The sequence below is a fragment of the Candidatus Pelagibacter communis genome (genome assembly GCF_001180165.1).
Lineage (GTDB): Bacteria > Pseudomonadota > Alphaproteobacteria > Pelagibacterales > Pelagibacteraceae > Pelagibacter > Pelagibacter ubique_P.
In genome coordinates, this window is record NZ_CVSQ01000001.1 from 13195 (window position 1) to 27186 (window position 13992).

Here is a 13992-nt window from a genome sequence, read left to right on the forward strand (position 1 = left end):
TTCATACTTAAATTGGATTTTATAAATTGTTAACAATAAAGAGGAAGATAATGAGAAAACTATTTATCGCTGTATTTATGTTTGTATCAAGTTTTGGTTCAAATGTAATGGCAGACGGACATTCGATTAAAATGGGGATCATCTTAGGATTCACTGGTCCTATTGAATCTCTAACTCCAGCTATGGCTGCATCTGCAGAGCTTGCATTTAAAGAAGCTTCTGATTCAGGTTCACTATTAGGCGGAAAAAAAATTGAGCCAGTAAGAGCAGACTCAACTTGTGTTGACTCAGCAGCAGCAACAGCTGCAGCTGAAGGGTTAATTTCAGGTGGTGTAGCTGCAATTATGGGAGCAGACTGTTCAGGTGTAACTGGTGCTATTGCAACTAACGTTGCTGTACCAAATGGTGTAGTAATGATTTCACCTTCAGCCACTTCTCCAGGATTAACAACTCTAGATGACAAAGGGTATTTCTTTAGAACTGCTCCATCAGATGCTAGAGGTGGTCAAATTTTAGCTGATATAACTAAAGACAGAAAAGTAAAAAGTGTTGCAATCACTTATACTAACAATGACTATGGTAAAGGTTTGGCTGATGTTTACAAAGCAGCAGTTGAAGCTCATGGTATCAAAGTTACAACTGTAACTGCTCACGAAGATGGAAAAGCAGATTACTCATCTGAAGTAGCAACTCTTGCTTCTGCTGGTGGTGATGCTGTAGCAGTTATTGGTTATCTTGACCAAGGAGGAAAAGGAATTATTCAAGCTTCTTTAGACTCTGGTGCGTTTGATAGATTTATTTTATCAGATGGTATGATTGGTCAATCTTTAGTTGATGCATTCGGAAAAGATTTAAGTAAATCATTTGGATCATTACCAGGTTCTACTGGTAAAGGTGCAGGTATATTTGCTGAAGTTGCAAAAGCTGGGGGTGTAGAAGCTTCTGGTCCTTACACAGGTGAATCTTACGATGCAGCTGCTTTAATCGTTCTTGCAATGCAAGCAGGTAACTCTGCTGATAGAGCATCAATTGCAAAAAATGTAATGGATGTTGCTAATGCTCCTGGAACTAAAATTTATCCAGGTGAAATTAAGAAAGGTTTAGACTTACTAGCAAAAGGTAAAAAGATTAATTACGAAGGTGCTACTGGAGTAACTTTTACTAGTGTTGGTGAAGCTGAAGGTTCTTTCTTAGAACAAGAAGTTAAAGGCGGAAAATTCAAAACTAAAAAACAAAGATAATTTTTCATCTTAATTAAAAAAACCCCAGTAATTTAATTACTGGGGTTTTTTTTTAAATCAGCTCTTATTGTAGATAGAGCTATGATAATTAGAAAAATCAAACATATTAAATTCATAGTTTTCCAGCTAGTTAAGCTAAGAAATACTCCTGCAGATAAAGAAGCTAATGCTTGTATAGAATAAACAATTAAATCATTATAACCTTGAGCTCTAAATTTTTCCTCTTCTCTGTAACACAAAACAAGTAAGCTTGTTCCTGAAATGAATAGAAAGTTCCACCCTAGCCCCAGAAAAATAAGTGCAACCATATAGTTAATATAATTCTGTTCAAATAAACTGGTAATAATTGTGACTAAAAACAATAAAACTCCCACGTACATTATTTTACTATGACCAAACCTTTTAATTAAATTTCCTGTAACTAGTGAAGGTAAAAACATGGCTGCTATATGAAGCTGAATAACAAATCCAGTCTTGCTTAAACTTATTTTCTCCATCAGATGCATACTTATAGGAGTTGCTGTCATTAAAAAAGTCATTACAGCATAGGCAAAAGCTGAAGCTACGAGCGCCTGTAGAAATCTAGGTTGAGAGATAAGCTCAAAAAAACTTCTTCCAGTTTTATATTGATTACTAGATATCGTTTTTGGTTCCTGATAAAAAATTAAAAATATTGTTGATGAGATAGATAAAATGGCAAGTGCAAGATAAGAACCTGCATACATATGATCTGAAATAAATCCTTTAGAAATGTTTGCAATGTTTGGACCAATAAACGCTGAACCTATTCCTGCTAACAAAATGATAGAAATTGCTTTTGGTGCATAATCCTTATCCACAACCTCCACTGCTGCAAAACGATACTGATGGCTAAACGCTATTCCTCCACCAATTAAAAAACATCCTAAATTATATAAGACAAAGCTTTCTATAATTATAGAGTATGCAGTTAAAAGAGATGCAAAACATGTACCTACTGATGCATAAATGAAACCCAATTTCCGTCCAATTATACTCATTAACTTTGCAGCAAAAAAAGCGAATAAGGCAATTCCAACGACTGACAAAGCCATTGGAAGAGTTGCTAAAGATTTTATTGGACTAAATTTTGAACCAATTATACCACTTAAAAAAACAGTGACTGGGGCAGCTGTAAAAGCAAAAATCTGGCTTAATATAAGTAACGAAAGATTTTTATTCATTAAAAGAATAAATACTTGTCAGCAATATACAAAGCCCAAGCAGCAGCAGCACCTAATATAATATATTTCATTACGTTTACTTTATTTCTATTTTTTCAGGAAGTATACCTTTAGGTCTATACCTCATTATAAACAATAATCCTAATCCCATCAGTAAAAATCTGAAATAAGGAACGCTTTCAATTAAATGAGCTTTAAGTGCATTTGTTTCAGGTATTCCCGCAGTGAAAAAGTTTATTAAGAATAATGATATTGGTGCAGCTTCAATCCATAAGAACCAAACAACAAATCCTCCTAAAATTGCTCCAAAATTATTTCCACTTCCTCCAACAATTACCATCACCCAAATCAAAAAAGTATATCTCATAGGTCTATAACTTCCTGGAGTAAATAGACCATCTTGTGTAACAAGCATTGCACCCGCAATTCCAACAATTGCAGAGCCTAAAATAAAAATTAATAAATGTTGCTTAACAACATTTTTACCCATTGCATTTGCAGCTTCCTCATTATCTCTAATTGCTCTCATCATTCTTCCCCAAGGAGAATAAAGAGCTTTTTGGGTTAAAATTAAAAGAATAATTACTACTACTAAGAATAATCCTGAATAACACAGTTTTACAAATACTGATGAACCTTCAATAACAAGTTGGTTTAAAGCAGCTTGTCTATCAGCTAAATTCTCAATTACACTTAATTTTCCTGCATTAAACTTTTCAACTAATTTAATAAACCAATCTGTTGTTTGAAGATCTACTTCATAAGGTGCAGGTCTTTTTAATCCAATAACATTTTTAACTCCTCTTGTGAGCCAATCTTCGTGTTTAATAATTGCAATAACAATTTCAGAAATAAGTAAAGTGGCAATAGCTAAATAATCTGCTCTAAGACCAAGTGCAACTTTTCCAACTATAAATGCTAAACCCCCCGCAAAAAGAGCTCCAACTATCCAAGAAAATATAATTGGTAACCCAAATCCTCCTAAGAAACCAGTTTTAGCAGGATCAACTGCTTCAATAGCTTCTATACCTGGCTCTGCAGAAAATCTAATAAGTAAAATACCTGAAATTATTATTGCAGCTATGCTGTATGTTCTGATTTTTGATTTTTCAAATCTTTTTAAAATAAAGCGTATAACTAATACCATTACTACTATCAGCCATAATGACATTAGAATGTCGAAACCTCCTGCCCTCCAGGCTTCTTGAACAGGATCGACAGATATCAATACCGCAGCTAAACCACCTAAAGCTGTATAACCCATAATTCCAAAATTAATTAAACCAGCATACCCCCATTGAATATTCGCACCCATTGTCATCACTGCAGAAATCAAACAAAGATTAAATATTGATAAAGCAATATTCCAAGACTGAAATATCCCAACCATTAAAATAAGCACCATCATGATGCTGTAAGCTGCAATTACATTTAGGTTTTTTCTCACAATACTTTCCCCTTAAATATTCCCGAAGGTCGATAAATTAAAACAATTACCAGAATAGAGAACGAGACTGCAAACTTATAATCAGTAGATAGTAACTGAACCAAACTATTTGGCTCCATACTTTCTGGTAAAATATACATAAAGAATTTTTTATATGCGTAAGTGAGCAGTATTTCAGAAAAAGCAATTACATATCCGCCTAAAAAAGCTCCAAATGGATTTCCAATTCCTCCAACAATTGCAGCAGCAAAAATTGGAAGCATATTGTTAAAATAAGTAAACGGTTTAAAACTTTTATCTAAACCATACAATGCTCCACCTATTGTAGCTAAAATTCCAGCAATTATCCAAGTAACTAAAACTATTTTTTTTGGATCAATACCTGATAATAAAGCAAGATCTTCATTATCAGAATAAGCTTTCATACTTTTTCCAGTTTTGGTTCTATTTAAAAACCAAAATAATAAAGAAACTAAAACTATTGTTACAAAAATAGTTATTACTTGAGTTGATTTTAATGCAAGACCTTCATTTAAACCCGTCATCTCTTTAAATTCACGGGCTTTAATAATAAATTTTTCTCCATCAAAAAATCTTCTGTCACCAGGTCCAATTATAATTCTTACCACTGCTTGAGTTACAAACATTACACCAATACTTACCATTGCAAACTGAACTGGAGGGCTTTTCTGATGTCTATAATATTTGAATACAAATTTATCTATTAAAAGCATGTAAAGAATCATGAAAATAATTCCAAATGGGATAGCTAACAAAGCGGTAGGTAAAACCCCTAAAGAAACACCTAAAGATTGAAAATACCATGTAAATAAAATCGTTGCCATGGTTCCAAAAGACATCATGTCACCAGTTGCAAAATTAGCAAAGCGTAAAATTCCATAAATAAGTGTTACAAATATTGCACCCAGTGCTAACTGAGAACCATAAGTTAATGCAGGAATAAAAATATAATTTAATAAAAGAATTATTGCATTTATAAAATCCATATTACCCTCCTAAAAAAGAGCTTCTTACTCTTTGATCGTCTAATAATTCTTTTCCAGTTCCTGAATAACGATTTTCTCCAGTCACTAGTACATAGCCTCTATCTGAAATGCTTAAGGCTTGCTTTGCATTTTGTTCTACCATTAAGATTGCAACGTTTGTCCTTTTTACTTTTACGATATGATCAAATAATTCATCCATCACAATTGGTGATACACCTGCAGTTGGTTCATCTAACATTAAAACTGTGGGTTTAATCATTAAAGCTCGACCTAGAGCTACTTGTTGTCTTTGACCTCCAGAAAGTTCACCAACCATCTGATTTCTTTTCTCTCTTAAAATTGGAAACAATTCATAAATTTCTTCAATTATATTTTTGATTTCATTTTCAACAAGAAATGCACCCATTTCTAAGTTTTCTTCAACAGTCATCCCTGCAAAAACATTTTTAGTCTGTGGCACAAAAGAAATACCTTGCTTAACGCGGTCTTGAGGAGATAATTTTGAAATATCCTTACCGTCAATCTTTACTGATCCGGACTTTAAATTCAGCAAGCCCAACATTGCTTTCATGGCAGTTGATTTACCAGCTCCATTAGGACCTAAAATAGAAACTATTTCACCTTTATTAACATTTACTGAACACGAACTAATAATGTCAGGACCATTACCATAACCACCTGTCATTTCTATTCCTTCAAAATATGCCATTAATTTTTATCCTTTAATTTTGATCCTCTTCCAAGATAGCTTTCGATAACTTTCTCATCTTTTTTTGCTTCTTCAACACTTCCTTCAAATAATACTGACCCCTCAGCCATTACAATCACTGGATCACACAATCTTCCAATAAAATCCATATCATGTTCAATCATACAAAAAGTATAACCTTTTTCTTTATTTAACTTTTCTATTGCAGTTCCAAGATCTTTTAACAAAGTTCTGTTAACTCCAGCCCCCACTTCATCTAATAGTACTAATTTTGCATCAACCATCATGGTTCTTCCAAGTTCTAGTAATTTCTTTTGTCCGCCTGAAAGATTTCCAGCAAGCTCATTAGATAGATGTCCTAGATTTAAAAATTCAACAACTTCTTTTGCTTTTTCTTTAACTACAGCTTCTTCTTTTGCAACTAAACCTGGTTTAAATAATGCAGTCATTATCTTTTCACCAGATTGATTTCCAGGAACCATCATTAAATTTTCTAAAACAGATAAATTTGAAAACTCGTGTGCAATTTGAAATGTTCTTAATAACCCTTTAGAAAATAATTCATAAGATGGAACATCAGTAATATTTTCATCATCAAAAACAACATTGCCACCAGAGGATTTTAAGTTTCCAGCAATTAAATTGAATAAAGTTGTTTTACCAGATCCATTGGGTCCAATAATACCAGTGATTGTTCCTCTTTTAACTTTTATTGAACAATCCGAAACTGCAGCTAATCCTCCAAAATATTTACTTAAATTATTAATCTCTAAAATATTTTCAGACATTTGATTTATTTGTTTAGTCTTCTGTGGATACTATTTAAAGTTTTTTCTAGAGATTTATAAAAACCTGATTTGGTTAATTCTTTCACGCCTTGTTCATTTAACCCTTTTGGCGTTTGAGACTCTTTTACTAAATTCTTTAAATTTTCTTTTGAATTTACTACAGCATCTTCAGATAAAGCTAAAAATAAAGAAGTAATATATTTTTGTGCATTATTTCTTTTTACCCCTCTTTTAACCAACCAATCAGTCATTACTCTCAACATCTCATAAAAAGGCGCCATCATGCCAGAGGTTGACCAAAAATTTATAGACGATTTTTCATTCTTAATTTCTACAGTTGTGCCCAAGTTATTGAAAAACGCTTTAACTTTTGAATTAGGGGGACAAATAGGTACAGGACCTTTCTTTAATGAAATTGGAGGTAGAGGTATTGCTCTTACAATTTTTGCTTTTACTTTAATTGCTTTCTTTAATTGAGATAAAGTAATTGTTGAAATAAAACTAATAACTGTTTGGGTCGATTTAAATTTTAAATCTTTAATAATTTTTTCACCAACAGTAGGTGTAACAGATAAAAATACCCAATTAGATTGATCTACAATTTGTTGATTATCTTTGGCAATAACTATTTTTTTAAACTTTCTTTTTAACCCAAGAGCTATTTTTTTATTTCTTGGAGAAATAATAATTTTCTTATAGGAAATTTTTGATTTACATATTCCAGTAATCACTGAAGCTGCAATTTTTCCAGTACCAATAAAACCTAAATTCATAATTTTGGATACTTTATATTGATTATATTGAATTAATTAACAAAAAAAGAACCTCTAATTCTTAGTAATTCTCTGCTTAATTCCTTGTTTTCTTTGAAGGGTTTTCTTCCATGAAGCCAGAAATAATTATTTGCAATCACAGAGAATCCAACAGGTAATTTTGTAATTATTTTATTTTTACTTTCCTCTAATCCATCAGATAATCTTTGTAAAAAATTTCCTTGATCCATATTTTGAGGTTCTGGAAATTGATCTATATAAGATATCGTTGGTCTTCCCTCTTTATCAGTTGAAAAAACTGGATGCTCTACCTTGTAATCAATATTTTTACTTTTTGGTGACCCCCAAACAAAATTTTGTCTCCCAACTGGATCATTGTATAAATCATCACAATGCTCCCAGTCATCAAGGTGCAACATAGCTGTTTCACCACCTTCAACATTTTGCTCATCAATTTTTGTCATAATTAACCAGTCGGTTATATCTTTCACATATGTCCCATCTGTATGAAGATCCATATTCCTATAAGCCTTTCTTAAATAAGAGTCGCTACTATCTTCATGTTTAACATGAAAACGAGCATAATATTTTCCTGCCATGGCATCATGATTAGGTACACCAATTAGATGAGCTATAGCAGTTGATAACTTAACTAAAAATGTATCATTAATTTTTGCAGTTATATTTTTTGGTCCAATAATAAAGCAACCTGTAGATCTATCTCTAATAATTGAGTTCATTAATTCGCTTAATTTATTATTTGATAAATCATCTAAACTTTTAGCTAAAGTAAATCTTGTAAATGGTTTTAGCTCTAATGCTGTTAAATCAAATTTATTAAACGGAAAAATTAATTTATCTATTATATCATTTTCTAAACTAATTTTTATAATCCTATTTGATTTATCGTGTTTTTGAATGTCTATGCCTTTAATTTTTTGCATTTCAAATTTTATTTTACCTTATTTTATAAATCAATTTAATCAGATATAATTATTAATTATTGCCATACAAATAGCTGAAAAAATTGTAGGATAAACAAAGTTTTTCTTAGAAATAAAAAAAACAAATAAGGATAAAAATACAACAATTGATCTACTGTAATAACTAGATTCTATTAATACACCAGCAGGAAAAATTATAGTTCTTGCTATTAATGCTGCTAAAGTTGCATAGGCTAAACAATTGAACCACTTAAAAAGTTTTGATGTTTCTTTAATACCCTGAGAGGTAAGAGCACCTAAAAATCTAGATAAAAATGTAGCAAGAGATGTAACTAAAATTGCATAAACGATATTAGCTGACATTATACTCTCCAACTAAATAGGCTATCGTTCCACCGATTACACCTGCTAACAGAATTGACCACTCAGGTGAAAATAAATAAATAATTGGTCCTAAAATTATTCCAAGTAATACAGATAATGTAACTTGTATAGTTTTTGATGCTCCAACCATCATGCATAAAAAATATACAGGATTAAGAATTGCCAATCCAACCATCATATCTTTATTCATGTACTCTGAAAAATAAAAACCTATAAATGTTCCAATAACAGATACACTTACTGTTGCACTTCCGATTCCAATCCAATAATCAATCCTATATTCTTTTGGAATTTTCTTATAATTGCTTTTCATGATTAACCACGCCGAAACAGCAATAAAATGACAAGAAAAGTAATACTTCCACTTAGGTTGAGATTTGTGCATCATTAATGGAAATAAAGATACAGCCATTGGATAAAGTCGAGCATTTACAAACCAAACTGCTAGAAAAATATTTAATAAAGATGCTCCAATCAACATAGACTCTGCCATTACCAATGAACCTGGTAAAGCGTAAGTTAAAACAGTTGAAAAAATACTTTCCTGGATATTAAAACCTAAATTTTTAAAGAGAGCACCAATTGCTATAAAGCAACAAGTAAGAGCTATAGCTGGACTATCATAAGTAAATATAGATCTATATCCTTTAAAGAAAAAATTTTTATTAATCATTATCCACCTAGGAACAGTCTACCAACATCAGGATTTTGGAGTAAATCGTCTCCTTTACCTGCAATTGCAGTTTGCCCTGATACTAAAACGTATCCTATATCCGCAAACTCCAATCCTTTTTTGGCATTTTGTTCTACTAGAATGATTGTTTTTTTTTCATTTTGCTGAAGATCTCTTAATATTTCAAAAACCATCTCAATATATCTGGGTTCAAGTCCAATTGACGGCTCGTCTACTAAAAGCACTGAAGGTTTCATAACTAATGCTCTAGATATTTCTAACAATCTTCTCTCCCCACCAGATAAAACTTTTGCTGGTTGGTTTCTTCTATTTCTTAACCTTTCATACTTTTCAAAAATTCTTTCAGCCTCTTCATATGACTCATCTGTTTTTTCTTTTATATATCCTCCCATTAATAGGTTTTCTTCTACTGTCATATCCGGAAATACAGAGTTATCTTGCAATATATAAGCTATACCAACTGACTTTAACTTTTCTGCTGGGGTAAGATTTGTAATTTCTTTTCCTTCAAGTTCAATTTGACCAGAAAAAATATTTGTAAAACCATATATTGAATGAAGAATTGTAGATTTACCTGCACCATTAGGTCCAATTAAACATAAAGACTGAGCTTTATTTACGAATAAATCAAAATTATGTAAAATTTCCATTTTTCCATAACCTGCGTTTAAATTTTTAATAGTTAAATGAACTTCGTTTGGAGATAATTTTTTTAAATCATCTGGTGTCGGAGCTTTTCCTAATACTTCATATTGGTTAGACATTATTGAGCTCCTAAATACGCGTCAATGACACGTTTGTCATTTTTAATTTCATCTGGCGATCCATTGGCTAACATTTTACCATGAGCTAAACAAAAAATATTCTCTGCTAATTGCATAATCACTCTCATATTGTGCTCAATAACCAAAAGCGTTATTCCAAAATCTTGGTTAACTTTAATTAATCTATCAATAATACCATTTATTAGTGTTGGATTAATCCCAGCTGTGGGTTCATCAAGTAATAACATCTCTGGTTCATTCATTAATGCCATAGCAAGCTCCAGTAATTTTTGTTGACCAAAAGATAAATCTCCAGCTCTTAGCTTTCTTTTTTGATATAATCCCACAAAATTTAATAAATTTTCAGCTTTATCTGTTAATTCTTTTGGGATCTTTGAAAATATTTTCATTAAATCTGCGTCACTACCTTTATGACTAATAAGCATATTTTCTATACAATTAAGTTTTCCATAAATTCTTGTTTGCTGAAAAGTTCTCAATAATCCTAACTTAGCAATTACAGGGACTGGTAACTCAGAAACTTCTTTTCCATTAAATTTAATAGATCCTTTATCGATTGGGTAAGTTCCTACAATCGAATTGAATAATGTAGTTTTTCCTGAACCATTTGGCCCAATTAATCCAACTATCTTCCCTTTTTCAACATTCATTGAAATGTCAACGTTAGCTTTAACACCTCCAAAAGATTTACTTACATTGCTAACTTCTAAAATGCTCATTTAAGTTCCACCTGTGCTTTACGATCTTTTTCATCAACCACTTCACCAAATCGCTCTGGATATTTTTCTCTAAGCCATCCCATAATTCCTTCTGGAAAATAAATCACAATCACAACAATCAAAACTCCAAGAGCAACATACTGCCAACCCAAAAAGAATGTCCAAAAGCCTTCTTTAAAAATGTGAAATATAGTTGCACCAATAATTGGGCCCCAAAGAGTTCCTTTACCTCCAAGTATTGCCATCAGTACCATGAATACTCCCATTTCTCTTCCGTCAAATGCAACATCTGTTGAATCGATGTATCCAACCAAGCCACCCATAATTCCTCCTGCCAATCCACAAAAGAAAGCTGAGATCATCCAACCAATAATTTTATACTTCATTGTTTCAATACCCATTGCTTCAGCTTTATCCTCATTATCTCTAATAGCGTTAAGTATTAATTTAAATCTTGTAGAATAGATTGAACGAACTGCAATGAATGTGAGCACTAATGTAAAGAAGCTTAAGAAATAGAAAAACTCCCCCCTTGCTTCTAAGCTACCAACATTTGGAAAAGGTGGTGTAGTAAAGCCTTGACCTGCTCCAATAATTTCTATTCCACCAGAAATTTCACCCGCAGCTACACCTAAACCTAATGTACAAATTGCAAAATAATGTCCTCTAAGCCCAAGAATAGAATATCCTATCAAACCAGCTACAATAGTTGGAACTACAGCAGCTACGACAAGTCCAACTGCCATACCTTGAAAAAACTGTGTTGGAGTATGAACAAATGTTTTTTCCCCTCCACTCTCTGTCCATTCAGCTAATGGAAAAAACATTCCAACTTGAACAGAAGCACATAAGTACATTCCTAATCCGTAAAATAATATATTTCCAAATGAATTATACCCCATCTCCCCACCTTGGATGTTCCAAGTAGTAGCAAGAACTATTAAAACACAAAGAATTGAGAGCTGAACTTTAAAGGCTGGAAATAGAAAAGGGGCAGCTAATCCAAATATTAATATTGCTGCATATAAAACAAAATTCTTATTCATTTTTCATCTCAATCTTACTTTAAATATTCTCTTTTTCTTGAAAGTTTAAACCTTCTATAAACAAGGATTAATACTAATAATAAAAATACTGAACCAATTCTAAATTCTGTACCCAGTATATAATCTGCAAATTCTTCAAATACTCCTAATCCCATTCCCGACATTGCTACACCAGGTAAGTTTCCTAATCCTGCAACAATTACGATCATGAAAGATCTGATTGTGTAGGGCAATCCCATGTAAGGATGAATTGTGAAAGTTATAGATATCAAAGCACCAGCAACACCACAAAGAGCAGCATTTATTCCAAATGTTGCAGCATAAACTTTTTCTGTATCGACACCTAAAATCTTTGCAGCTCTTGCATTTTGAGCTGTAGCTCTAATTGCACGTCCTAACTTAGATTTTTTCATGTAAATAACCAAACAAACTGCAAATACAATGCTTATAAACGCTGAAAATATTTTTGAATTTGGTAACACAACATTATTATCAAACAACATAGTTGTTCCGTAACCAGAATTTGCAAGTACGACGTCTGCACCAAATGCAAAATTCATTAGTTGCATGAAAAGAATACTTATTCCAAAAGTTGCTAAAATAGAGATAAATAGATCTCTATCTACTACTTTATTAATTACGAGTTTGTAAATCGCTATACCAACAAAGTACATTATTACTGGCGCAACAATTACTCCCCATGCTGGATGAATACCATAGAGATACATAAAGTATGCAATGTATCCTCCTAAAATTACAAGATCTCCTTGTGCAATGTTAATTATATTCATCACACCCCATTGAAGTGCCATTCCATATGCAATCAATGCAAACAAAACTCCTAGCAAAATACCATCCAAGCAAGCTTGAAGAGTTATCATAGGATATTGGAATACAAGAAAATCCATAAAAAGTATTTTTGGGTTATATAAAAAAAAGCCCCCTATGACTAGGGGGCTTTAGTATTTTATTTTATCTTTCTGACCACTTAGGAATTGGATGTATCAACTTAGCTGATGCCCATTTTAATGGAGCAACAACTTTGTTTTCACAACTTCCTGAAGCATCACACATTACTTGGAAAAGTACCATTGGTTTGTCAACGTTCTGACCACCAGGTGCAAATTTAATATTTCCATAGAATGTTTGCATATTCGTAGCTGCAAGAGCATCTCTTACTTTCTTTTGATCGAAAGAATTTGCTCTTTCAAATGCATCTTTGAATACCAATAAAGCAGCTGAAGATTCAGCAGATTGGTAAGGTGGATCATATCCAAACTCTTTCTCAAAGTCTGCAGCATAAGTCATACCATCTTTAAAGAAATCATCTTTATAAGTTAATGACTTGTGCCATTGAGAAGCACAAAGAGCGTACTGTGAGTTCTTACCATGCTGTTTAGATAGCTTAGCAGCATCACAGTGAGTCATAGCCAACATAGGAACATCAACTTTCATTTCAGCAATTTGTCTGATCGCAGTTAACGCACCTTTTGTGTGACCTGATACAACAAGTACATCTGGTTTCATCTGTTTTACTTTAACCAAAGTAGCAGCCATATCATTAAGCTCTTTAGGTAATTTATCGTCGATTATAATTTTAGAACCAGTTCTTTCTGCAGCATCTAAAATACCTAATCTAACGTCCTGTGAGAATGCATCTTGTTCAAACGCTTGTGCAATTCTTACTGGTTTTCCACCATTTAACTCAACCGCTGTTTCGATAGCAACATCAAGATACAAGTTAGCTGGAGCTAATACAGCAAATAGATATTTGTAACCTTTTGTAAACAAAGATCTAGATGCACCATTTGCTTCAACCATTGGAACACCATATTTTTCAGTCACTGGCGCAATCGCTTTAGTTAAACCAGAACTGTAAGGGCCAAGCATAAACTCAACACCATCTTGTGAAATTAATCTTTCTGCAAGCTGTGCAGCTCTCTTAGGGTTTGACTCATCATCGTAATAAATAATATCAAACTTATAAGTTTTTCCACCAACTTTAACACCACCCATGCTGTTAATTCTGTCAACGGCCATGTTATAACCATTTTGAGTATGAACACCATTAGATGAGTATTTACCAGTTAGGGAAATTGCAGCACCTAAAATAATTTTATCACCAACAACTTTTGCAAATGATGCAACTGAAGTTGAGAATAAAATTACTAATGCAGAAACAAAACTTAAAATTATTTTATTTAATCTCATTTTATTTCCTCTTTAATTAATTAATTATGTAATGATTAAATA

At 32.4% G+C, this 13992-nt stretch carries 15 protein-coding genes; 1 reads left to right on the forward strand and 14 read right to left on the reverse strand.

The features are described from left to right. Window positions 1-50: 50 nt before the first annotated feature. Window positions 51-1241, forward strand: a complete 1191-nt coding sequence (locus AMN88_RS00075; RefSeq protein ID WP_075535878.1) for an ABC transporter substrate-binding protein — start codon at window positions 51-53, stop codon at window positions 1239-1241. A gap of 32 nt (window positions 1242-1273) precedes the next feature. Here AMN88_RS00075 and AMN88_RS00080 read toward each other — a convergent pair whose 3' ends face one another. The 14 genes from AMN88_RS00080 to AMN88_RS00145 form a co-directional block, all read right to left on the reverse strand. Continuing rightward, window positions 1274-2443 carry an MFS transporter gene (locus AMN88_RS00080; RefSeq protein ID WP_075535879.1) on the reverse strand — a complete coding sequence of 390 codons (1170 nt, stop codon included), beginning with the start codon at window positions 2441-2443 and terminating at the stop codon, window positions 1274-1276. 76 nt (window positions 2444-2519) lie between these two features. Continuing rightward, window positions 2520-3851: a branched-chain amino acid ABC transporter permease gene (locus AMN88_RS00085; RefSeq protein ID WP_075484366.1), complete on the reverse strand. Its 1332-nt coding sequence runs from the start codon at window positions 3849-3851 to the stop codon at window positions 2520-2522. Between the two features lie 35 nt (window positions 3852-3886). Then, window positions 3887-4897 (reverse strand): branched-chain amino acid ABC transporter permease, encoded by a 1011-nt coding sequence (locus tag AMN88_RS00090; protein ID WP_075535880.1) that lies wholly within the window; start codon window positions 4895-4897, stop codon window positions 3887-3889. A 1-nt stretch (window position 4898) separates the two neighbouring features. Continuing rightward, the gene (locus AMN88_RS00095; RefSeq protein WP_075535881.1) at window positions 4899-5606 is read right to left on the reverse strand and encodes an ABC transporter ATP-binding protein; all 708 of its coding nucleotides are present in this window, start codon (window positions 5604-5606) and stop codon (window positions 4899-4901) included. Continuing rightward, window positions 5606-6394, reverse strand: a complete 789-nt coding sequence (locus AMN88_RS00100) for an ABC transporter ATP-binding protein (protein ID WP_082254596.1) — start codon at window positions 6392-6394, stop codon at window positions 5606-5608. The genes AMN88_RS00095 and AMN88_RS00100 overlap by 1 nt, the downstream gene beginning before the upstream one ends. Before the next feature lie 5 nt (window positions 6395-6399). Beyond that, entirely contained in the window at window positions 6400-7167 is a 768-nt protein-coding gene (locus AMN88_RS00105; protein ID WP_075535882.1) for a pyrroline-5-carboxylate reductase, read from the reverse strand. A 32-nt stretch (window positions 7168-7199) separates the two neighbouring features. Then, window positions 7200-8111, reverse strand: a complete 912-nt coding sequence (glaH, locus tag AMN88_RS00110; RefSeq protein WP_075535883.1) for a glutarate dioxygenase GlaH — start codon at window positions 8109-8111, stop codon at window positions 7200-7202. 39 nt (window positions 8112-8150) lie between these two features. Beyond that, window positions 8151-8474, reverse strand: a complete 324-nt coding sequence (locus AMN88_RS00115; RefSeq protein WP_075535884.1) for an AzlD domain-containing protein — start codon at window positions 8472-8474, stop codon at window positions 8151-8153. Further along, a complete protein-coding gene (locus tag AMN88_RS00120; protein WP_075535885.1) occupies window positions 8464-9168 on the reverse strand; it encodes an AzlC family ABC transporter permease in 705 nt (234 codons plus the stop codon). The genes AMN88_RS00115 and AMN88_RS00120 overlap by 11 nt, the downstream gene beginning before the upstream one ends. Continuing rightward, window positions 9168-9953 (reverse strand): ABC transporter ATP-binding protein, encoded by a 786-nt coding sequence (locus AMN88_RS00125; RefSeq protein WP_075484363.1) that lies wholly within the window; start codon window positions 9951-9953, stop codon window positions 9168-9170. Before AMN88_RS00125 ends, AMN88_RS00120 begins: the two co-directional genes overlap by 1 nt. Continuing rightward, window positions 9953-10693, reverse strand: coding sequence for an ABC transporter ATP-binding protein (locus AMN88_RS00130; protein WP_075535886.1), 741 nt, complete (start codon window positions 10691-10693; stop codon window positions 9953-9955). The genes AMN88_RS00125 and AMN88_RS00130 overlap by 1 nt, the downstream gene beginning before the upstream one ends. Next, window positions 10690-11739 carry a branched-chain amino acid ABC transporter permease gene (locus AMN88_RS00135; protein ID WP_075535887.1) on the reverse strand — a complete coding sequence of 350 codons (1050 nt, stop codon included), beginning with the start codon at window positions 11737-11739 and terminating at the stop codon, window positions 10690-10692. Before AMN88_RS00135 ends, AMN88_RS00130 begins: the two co-directional genes overlap by 4 nt. Before the next feature lie 14 nt (window positions 11740-11753). Beyond that, the gene (locus AMN88_RS00140) at window positions 11754-12647 is read right to left on the reverse strand and encodes a branched-chain amino acid ABC transporter permease (protein WP_075504533.1); all 894 of its coding nucleotides are present in this window, start codon (window positions 12645-12647) and stop codon (window positions 11754-11756) included. Between the two features lie 64 nt (window positions 12648-12711). Further along, window positions 12712-13950: an amino acid ABC transporter substrate-binding protein gene (locus AMN88_RS00145; protein ID WP_075535888.1), complete on the reverse strand. Its 1239-nt coding sequence runs from the start codon at window positions 13948-13950 to the stop codon at window positions 12712-12714. Between the last annotated feature and the right edge of the window lie 42 nt (window positions 13951-13992).

Coding starts and splice junctions, on each gene's coding strand:
- AMN88_RS00080 (WP_075535879.1), bottom strand. CDS start 2,443: ATGAATAAAAATCTTTCGTTACTTATATTAAGCCAGATTTTTGCTTTT.
- AMN88_RS00085 (WP_075484366.1), bottom strand. CDS start 3,851: ATGATGGTGCTTATTTTAATGGTTGGGATATTTCAGTCTTGGAATATT.
- AMN88_RS00130 (WP_075535886.1), bottom strand. CDS start 10,693: ATGAGCATTTTAGAAGTTAGCAATGTAAGTAAATCTTTTGGAGGTGTT.
- AMN88_RS00140 (WP_075504533.1), bottom strand. CDS start 12,647: ATGGATTTTCTTGTATTCCAATATCCTATGATAACTCTTCAAGCTTGC.
- AMN88_RS00090 (WP_075535880.1), bottom strand. CDS start 4,897: ATGGATTTTATAAATGCAATAATTCTTTTATTAAATTATATTTTTATT.
- AMN88_RS00115 (WP_075535884.1), bottom strand. CDS start 8,474: ATGTCAGCTAATATCGTTTATGCAATTTTAGTTACATCTCTTGCTACA.
- AMN88_RS00135 (WP_075535887.1), bottom strand. CDS start 11,739: ATGAATAAGAATTTTGTTTTATATGCAGCAATATTAATATTTGGATTA.
- AMN88_RS00145 (WP_075535888.1), bottom strand. CDS start 13,950: ATGAGATTAAATAAAATAATTTTAAGTTTTGTTTCTGCATTAGTAATT.
- AMN88_RS00100 (WP_082254596.1), bottom strand. CDS start 6,394: ATGTCTGAAAATATTTTAGAGATTAATAATTTAAGTAAATATTTTGGA.
- AMN88_RS00120 (WP_075535885.1), bottom strand. CDS start 9,168: ATGATTAATAAAAATTTTTTCTTTAAAGGATATAGATCTATATTTACT.
- AMN88_RS00095 (WP_075535881.1), bottom strand. CDS start 5,606: ATGGCATATTTTGAAGGAATAGAAATGACAGGTGGTTATGGTAATGGT.
- glaH (WP_075535883.1), bottom strand. CDS start 8,111: ATGCAAAAAATTAAAGGCATAGACATTCAAAAACACGATAAATCAAAT.
- AMN88_RS00105 (WP_075535882.1), bottom strand. CDS start 7,167: ATGAATTTAGGTTTTATTGGTACTGGAAAAATTGCAGCTTCAGTGATT.
- AMN88_RS00125 (WP_075484363.1), bottom strand. CDS start 9,953: ATGTCTAACCAATATGAAGTATTAGGAAAAGCTCCGACACCAGATGAT.
- AMN88_RS00075 (WP_075535878.1), top strand. CDS start 51: ATGAGAAAACTATTTATCGCTGTATTTATGTTTGTATCAAGTTTTGGT.